We start from the raw sequence: 7,446 nt of genomic DNA on the forward strand, positions 1-7,446 counted from the left end.
CCAAGCGCCAAATGGCATATCATAAAAGCCAGCGCAGAGGTTGGTACCGGCATCCGCAGCCCTAATACACGACTGGATTTGACCATCCCGTTCCTAGACTACAGAGACCCAAATGAAACAAAATATCATTGTCCAAAAAATTTGGAGCCTTTGTAATATATTACGGGGTGATGGGGTTACCTATTACCAATATATCTCTGAACTGAGCTATTTGTTATTTCTAAAGATTGCTCAGGAAAATGGTTCAGAAAGGCTAATTCCCGAAGGATTTCGATGGGTTGATTTGGAGTCCCACGAGAAAGACGGCTTGCTTGGATTCTACCAAGAAATGCTTACCCATTTGGGTGCTACAGCAGATAATGAAGTAATAAGAGCGATATATGCGTTCCCTACAACAGTGTTCTCTCATTCTGAAAATCTAAAAGCAGTGGTAGATGGAATATCCAAAATAGATTGGCATAAAGTTGATCAGGATGGATTTGGCGATATATATAGCAGTCTAATCGATAAAAGTGCGCAAGATACTCGATCGGGGGCTGGGCAGTATTTCACGCCGCGACCATTAGTGGATGCAATCGTAAGATTAATGCAGCCAGCAGTTGGTGAGCAAATTCAGGATCCATCCGTAGGTAGTGGCGGGTTTTTGGTCGCTGCCGATGAGTATGTCCGTGCAAGAGTATCTAAAGATCAATATAAAAAAAATCCACCGAAATATCAAGGCGTAGAAATAGAGAAAAACACACGCCGCATTTGTTTGATGAATACTTTTTTGCACGGCTTAGATGCAGAAATAATATACGGCGATGCGCTTACCGATGATGCGATGGATCTAAACGCTGCTGATCTAATACTTGCTAATCCGCCATTCGGGAGCAAAGCAGGTAGCAAACGGGCGTTAAGAAACGATATTCCGTTTCCGAACTGCAATAAGCAGTTAGCTTTTTTACAGCATATCTATTTGGGGCTTAAGAGTGGCGGGCGTTCTGCCGTAGTTTTACCGGACAATATTTTATTTGAAGGGGGAGTAGGCCGAGCTGTAAGAACTAACCTCATGGACACCTGTAATCTTCACACAATTCTGCGCTTGCCGACAGGTATTTTTTATGCGGCAGGTGTGAAGACTAACGTTTTGTTTTTCTCGAAACCCAAAGGTTCTGACGCATGCACCAAGGAAGTATGGATATACGATATGCGTGCGAATATGCCGAGATTTGGCAAAACGTCCCCTCTTGAGCACAAACATTTTGAAGATTTTATAACTTGCTTTGGTGATGACTCCCATGGGCAATCTCCTCGTAAGGACCAAGGTGAAAGCGGATGTTTCCGTCGTTTTACACGAGAGGAGATTGCCGAGCGCGATGATAATCTCGATATCTCCTGGCTTAATGACGATAGAGGAGGAATCGAAGACGGGCTGATTGAACTCGAAGATATCTCTGCCGCCATTCTTGCCCACCTTCGTTCGGCCCTCTTCGAAATAGAATTCGTTACAGACGAACTCGCCGAACCAATCGAGGCAGAAGAATGACACCGGTAGGGTTGCTCGGTTGTAAAACAAGCCTCTTTATTTTTTCAGGCACTGCAACGAAACGGTGTATCTCTGGAGTTGAATGGCCTAGGTGCAAAATTGGCGAAACTGAGGACGTAAAGGAGGGGGCTCGGGATGCGTGATCTACCGAACGGCTGGGCCGAAGTAACCTTTGAGGATGTAGTAGAAGTTAACCCTCGAAAATCAGTGGACCTGAATGCCGAAGACCCTGTTACGTTCGTTCCAATGGCTGCTGTAAGTGAGTTTTCAGGTACCATCGTTCGCAGCACAGTTAAGCCGCTAAGGGAGGTAAATAGAGGATTCACTCAGTTTGCTGAAGGTGATGTAATTTTCGCCAAAATTACCCCGTCAATGGAAAATGGGAAGTCGGCAGTAGCCGTAGGTCTCGAAAATGGCATTGGTTTTGGCTCCACAGAGTTTCATGTGTTTAGAAGCCATGGAGCCGTTTTACCTGAGTATCTATGGAATTTCATACGCCAGAAATCTTTTCGAGAGGACGCCCAGAAGGTTATGTCTGGAGCGGTAGGCCAGCAGCGAGTTCCAGCGTCATATTTGAAGTTGTGTACGCTTCCTCTAGCCCCACTAGAGGAGCAGAAGCGGATAGTCTCGAAGTTAGAGCATATACTTTATCGTACCTCTAGTGCGCGAATTGACCTCGATTTTATTCCCGCCTTAATAGAGAAGTACAAGGCTCGGCTCCTGTATTTAGCCTTCCGTGGAGAATTATTAGCTGTTTTGCCTAGTGTCTCCCCGCAAACGGAGCGGAAAATTTCTAAGTTGAAAGACCTAGTTGAAAGCTTACGTTACGGAACTTCACGGAAAAGCTACGAGAGTCCAATAGGCGTTCCAGTATTGCGAATTCCCAATGTTGTCTCGGGAAGGATTGATCTTTCTGATCTAAAGTATTCAGTTCTTGACGATAACGAGCTATCCGCCCTGCGACTTCAAGCGGGAGATATTTTAGTGGTTCGCTCTAACGGGAGCACAAGCTTAGTTGGACGTCCCGCTGTTGTTTCCGAAGAGTCCGTAGGTATGGCCTATGCGGGTTATCTAATTCGGCTTCGACCGGATATTAAAAAAGTCGTACCGAAATTTTTAGCTCTGATGTTACAAGCCCCGCCGATTCGAGAGATAATCGAGTCAGGCGCACGCTCAACAAGTGGCGTTCACAATATAAACGCGACAGAGCTTGGAACGCTTCAGATTCCCTTATTTAGCCTCGAAGAGCAGGAAAGAATTGTTTGTGAAATAGAAACTGCTTTCGCATGGCTAGACCGAGTTTCTGCCGAACATGACGCAGCGATCAAACTACTGCCTAAGCTTGATGCAGCTATCCTTTCGAAAGCTTTTCGTGGTGAGATTGTGGGTCAAGTCCATAGCGATGAGCCGGCACTGATAACTATTTCTCATATCCGCGCTGAACGCGAAATTGCTCCGAAGAGGCAGATGCCAATGCGCCCAAAGGCTAAAATTACTAAAAATCCGAAAGAGCTTCTTTTGCAAGATAGCCAAAGCTGGCCAACAGAAGGATTACCTTTCGAAGAGATAGCAAAACGCAAACTTATGAAGCACGATGAGATGCGTGATGCAATATTCGCCTTGCTTTCCGGAGATAAACCTTTGCTACGACAGGTTTTTAATGCGGAAGCCAAATGCATGTATCTTCAGCGGGTGAGCGAATGAGGTTACGGCGACTAAAAATCGAAAGTTCCTCGGCGAGCGGGGGACTATTCGATGGACTTGATGTTTGGTTCGGGCGTGGCGGCGATGGTAAATCGGCTAATCCCTTAGCCCCCCTATGCCTGATTGGGCCAAATGGCTCAGGTAAATCGCAGTTTCTTCAACTTCTAGCAGAAATATTTCAAGAGGCATGGCATAAACATAAGCCTGCTGAAGAACGTAAAAGTGCTAACGAGGATATCCTTTTTGAGCTGACTTATCTTATTAGTCCTTATGGTATAGGTGCTCCTGAGGAGGTAAGGCTTGTACGGACTAAGAAGGGCCGTAGTACGGGGCCGATAGAGCTGTATCGAGGTGAGATAGAAGAACCAATTAAGGCTGGTTCGGAGGAGTTTGAGAAATATCTGCCATCAATAGTAATCGGCTATACTTCTGGTGATAACGAAACGCTTAGTCTTCCATTTTTAGTAAGTCGAAGTGGATATGCCGGGGACGTAGCTCGTGCCGCCTTCAGTGATGCCATTCAAAATACAGTACCTAACAATCGATTGATGTTGATTGATTACGGTACTAATCTTGAGGTTCTATTTTCCAATCTCATTCTGGGACCGAAAGATGCACGTGAGGAGATACTGCGGCATGCAGGCCTTTCGGACATTGCTTCTTGCCGCTGCGTTGTCCGTCTCGCGCATTCAGTGATTAATAGAGCATCCAAGAAAAGAATTGCGATTACGGGGCGTAAAGGCGTTCAGTTGACAGATGAGCTTGAGGATATCATTAAATCATTACAGCGCACTGCTACTTGTTGGGATGAAGACAAAGATACTGAGACTTATACATTCGACTTCTTTATTAACGAAGAAACTCGTAAAGCGTTTTCTTGTTTTTGGGATGATGCATTTTCACTCTACCGTGCCCTACACAAACTGGCATTATTAAATGACCTTGCAATTCCTAGACCTGCACGCCTTCGATTGAATCGTGCGGTCAAGGAACGGCGTTTTGCTTCGCGATTGCCAGAGCCGCAACTGGAAGACATGGTTTTCAGTTTTGAAGAAGTTCGGTTCTGGCCAGTAGGTGATGCTAAAGACGCTGTAGATTATGTGTCTCTGTCGGATGGCGAACACCAGCAAGCGCTTATTCTTGGCGCATACGCAATGATGACAGATACTAACGCGATATTTTTGCTTGATGAGCCTGAGTCTCACTTTAATCCTCAGTGGCGTGTAAAGTTCGTTCAGCGTCTTATGGAACTTACTGGCTCACGCGCAAATCAAGAAGTTCTAATTACATCTCATGCCCCCTTTGTTCCCTCGGATATGCCAAAAGAACAAGTTCTTATCTTTTCCAGGCATAGCGGGAAAATTGTTGTAGAGGAGCCTCAGATAGAAACATTCGGAGCAACTTTCGATCGAATATTAGAAGCTTGCTTTAAAATTCGCCCTCCGATTTCGAGAATTGCGGAAGAAAAGATCAATGAACTCCTTAAGTCTGAGAATATTGGCGAAATCGAGCTCACTCTTACTGAGCTTGGTCAGTCGGTAGAGAAGGCATTTCTAGCAGATCATTTGCGCAGATTAAAGAATAAAGGTTCTTGATGCTATTTTCATATTCACATAATGCGCTTGCAGAGAACTGGCTTAACTCGACAATTGTTGACGTTTTGGGGACAGGCATGCAGACAATCTTAGCGGGAGGGAACGCTCCTGCATGGTCAGACGCATTACCGATTGCGCACAAAACTGAACTCAAGGGGCGCTCCGGCATCCGTAAGCGTGTCCAAAAGCTTTGGACTAAGTTTGCAGCTCTTAATCAAGCCGATCAACTAGCTTTGCTGGATGCTCTCAACCAGCAAACATTTCTACCTAATATTTACTTTAACGACGCTGTATGTCGAGGAATCGACGGCTTTGATGAAAGTGTAAGCGTTGCTGCCGTGGATTTGTTTAGATTCATCTTTGAGGAGCAGCTGACCACTATAAAAGTAGGGGGTATATGTTTAAGGGATATCCATTACGCAGCTATATATGCAGAGTTCCCATCGCGTATATGTCCGTTTTGTGGTATCGGACATTTCAGAGCTCCAGGTGCGCCTAGACATGCATTAGATCATTATATGCCTATTTCAAAATACCCATTCGCGGGTGGAGATTTTCGCAATCTTCCGCCGATGTGTAGTGAATGCAATTCTGACTTTAAAAAAAGTACTGATATTCTGTTTAATCAAAACGGTCAAAGACAGCGCTGTGTTGACCCATATGCCGGCCCTAACTTTGCGATCAGTTTGGCTCAAAGTGTGCCATTTGGTGGTGCTATTATCAGCGGAATTTCTCTACCTCGATGGGTTATTGATTTTAGGGGTGGGCCCCAAGAGCAAGCAGAAAACTGGGATCGTATCTTCAAAGTCAGGGAGCGTTATGAGCGAGATGTGTTGAATGCTGAGTTTAGATCTTGGCTCGAACACTTTGCACTTTGGTACACTAGAGGTAATCACGGTGGAGGTTTGGGGGCTCAAATCGCGGCTTCTATCCCCGAATATTTGAGCACTGTTATACAAGATGGACTGGCAGATAAAGCGTTTTTGAAGGCTGAAGTCTTCCGTCTACTGCACAGTGAGTGTGCTCATCCAGATCGTGGGGTGGATATGATGGGTTTTTTAGAGATTTTGATTTCGTGTACATAAAGTTTTAAACTTCATACATTCAATATAAAATTTTCAATGTGTTTTCCTTGAGGGGCACCGCAGGATTGACGCTCTGAAATTATTAGTCGCTCATTGATCCCGAAAGAGTGCGGTGCGATGTTCCATTTTCTGCGCTTCTAATAGCCTGCATGTTAACCGTGGCTCATATGAGTAGGCGAGGTTATACGGTAACTCGACTTTAAAAGTGATCTGAGTCATGAATTTTTTCTACAATGAATGTATACATTCCCCCGCTATGATTATCGAAGGTGTCAATGCCGTAGCCTGACACGCGTAGTTTGGTATTTCCGCTAGTCGGGATTTTCGTGGTTATTAGTAGGTTGCTTTTAAGAGATCTTGATTGATTGTTTATGTGTGTTAGTTTTAAATTTTTGTAAGGTAGCTGAGCTGCTTCTATTGTATCAAGTGTTCTAGAAAGTAATTTAGTGCTGAGTAGCTCATTTTCCGTTAGTTTTTTTCTGTTGCTAGGTAGCGAGATTGATTGAGACTTTAATACTCTGGAAATCCATGAGGGGAATTCGTGCGATATCGCAAATTTTGCGTATTGAGCTGTAGGTGCCATATAATGTCGAAATATCTCAGTGCATGGAATTATTACCCTGGTCTGGTCGTTTTCAAATTCAATGTAAGTGATATGTGACAGCATTCTAACTTTGGCTTTTGTTTTTGTTCTTTTTTTTATCTCTAGGAAATTTATTATGTCTTTCGGACAGCGGCTCTTGGAGGCCGATACTTGTCGTGTCGTATAGGTGTCCAAGTTTATCCAGTGCCCACCATAAGTGTGTGCAGAAATTCTCTTTCCATTTTTCCATAGGGATCCTGGAATCAGGTGTCTTATTTCCTCGATAGGTAGCTGGAGGAATTTATATTTCTTTGATTCGAGTCGAGTCTTTATGTCGATTACTGATTGGAAGAAGAACGTTGCGTTCAGAATGTCGGCAGAGTGTCTTTGAACTATTTCGCCAACGGCAATCACCTCCCATATCAAAGAGTCAGTAGCTAATTTCGCGATATATTTCATTTTGTGTCCCCCCCCCCCCCCTTTGATATTGCTGTTTTGTGGCCATAATATTTTTAGCAGTTTGGACGGTTAATGAGTAAATGGTACCTGGTCGATTTTAAAAATTTGCATGTCACGTTAGTCGTCGTGATTGTGATGATTGCTTCTATGTCTTATGATTTATATATTATAAGATTAATCATTTCAACACACTTTGATTTGAATGGCTACTTGGAAACTTTTAGGATATTTATGACTAAGTCGATTGTGATCGAAGAGTCGCAACTTGACAATGCGGTGAAAATTGCTAGATCGATGAGTCCTGAAAATGGAAATCGAGATGCTGCAATGCTTCTTTCGTGCTTTGGTACTGGTTTAACGGTGACGGAAATCGCTCGGATGCAGGTGACTGACTATTTAGCAGAGTCAGGCTCTGCTTTGTTGGAATCCCACGTACGTGCCCAGATAGCCTACAACGGGCGCTGTCGACCGTTGTTTTGGACTAATAAAAAA

At 44.1% G+C, this 7,446-nt stretch carries 5 protein-coding genes and 1 pseudogene; 5 read left to right on the top strand and 1 reads right to left on the bottom strand.

Translation table 11 applies throughout. The features are described from left to right. The first annotated feature begins 112 nt into the window (after positions 1-112). The 4 genes from NA637_RS11120 (at position 113) to NA637_RS11135 (ending at position 5,912) form a co-directional block, all read left to right on the top strand. Positions 113-1,528: an N-6 DNA methylase gene (locus NA637_RS11120; RefSeq protein ID WP_200646147.1), complete on the top strand. Its 1,416-nt coding sequence runs from the start codon at positions 113-115 to the stop codon at positions 1,526-1,528. A gap of 135 nt (positions 1,529-1,663) precedes the next feature. Further along, complete coding sequence (locus NA637_RS11125) at positions 1,664-3,232, top strand: restriction endonuclease subunit S (RefSeq protein WP_200646146.1); 1,569 nt, start codon at positions 1,664-1,666, stop codon at positions 3,230-3,232. Then, a complete protein-coding gene (locus tag NA637_RS11130; RefSeq protein ID WP_196492167.1) occupies positions 3,202-4,827 on the top strand; it encodes a restriction system-associated AAA family ATPase in 1,626 nt (541 codons plus the stop codon). Before NA637_RS11125 ends, NA637_RS11130 begins: the two co-directional genes overlap by 31 nt. 77 nt (positions 4,828-4,904) lie before the next feature. Beyond that, positions 4,905-5,912, top strand: a complete 1,008-nt coding sequence (locus NA637_RS11135) for a hypothetical protein (protein WP_155718457.1) — start codon at positions 4,905-4,907, stop codon at positions 5,910-5,912. A 199-nt stretch (positions 5,913-6,111) separates the two neighbouring features. Here NA637_RS11135 and NA637_RS11140 read toward each other — a convergent pair whose 3' ends face one another. Next, positions 6,112-6,954 (bottom strand): hypothetical protein, encoded by an 843-nt coding sequence (locus NA637_RS11140; protein WP_200646145.1) that lies wholly within the window; start codon positions 6,952-6,954, stop codon positions 6,112-6,114. A 72-nt stretch (positions 6,955-7,026) separates the two neighbouring features. Here NA637_RS11140 and NA637_RS11145 point away from each other — a divergent pair. Continuing rightward, a pseudogene (locus tag NA637_RS11145) lies at positions 7,027-7,446 on the top strand (hypothetical protein); the annotation flags it as partial.

Origin of the sequence: Stutzerimonas stutzeri, from assembly GCF_024448935.1 — a bacterium.
Classification (GTDB): Bacteria; Pseudomonadota; Gammaproteobacteria; order Pseudomonadales; family Pseudomonadaceae; genus Stutzerimonas; species Stutzerimonas stutzeri_AO.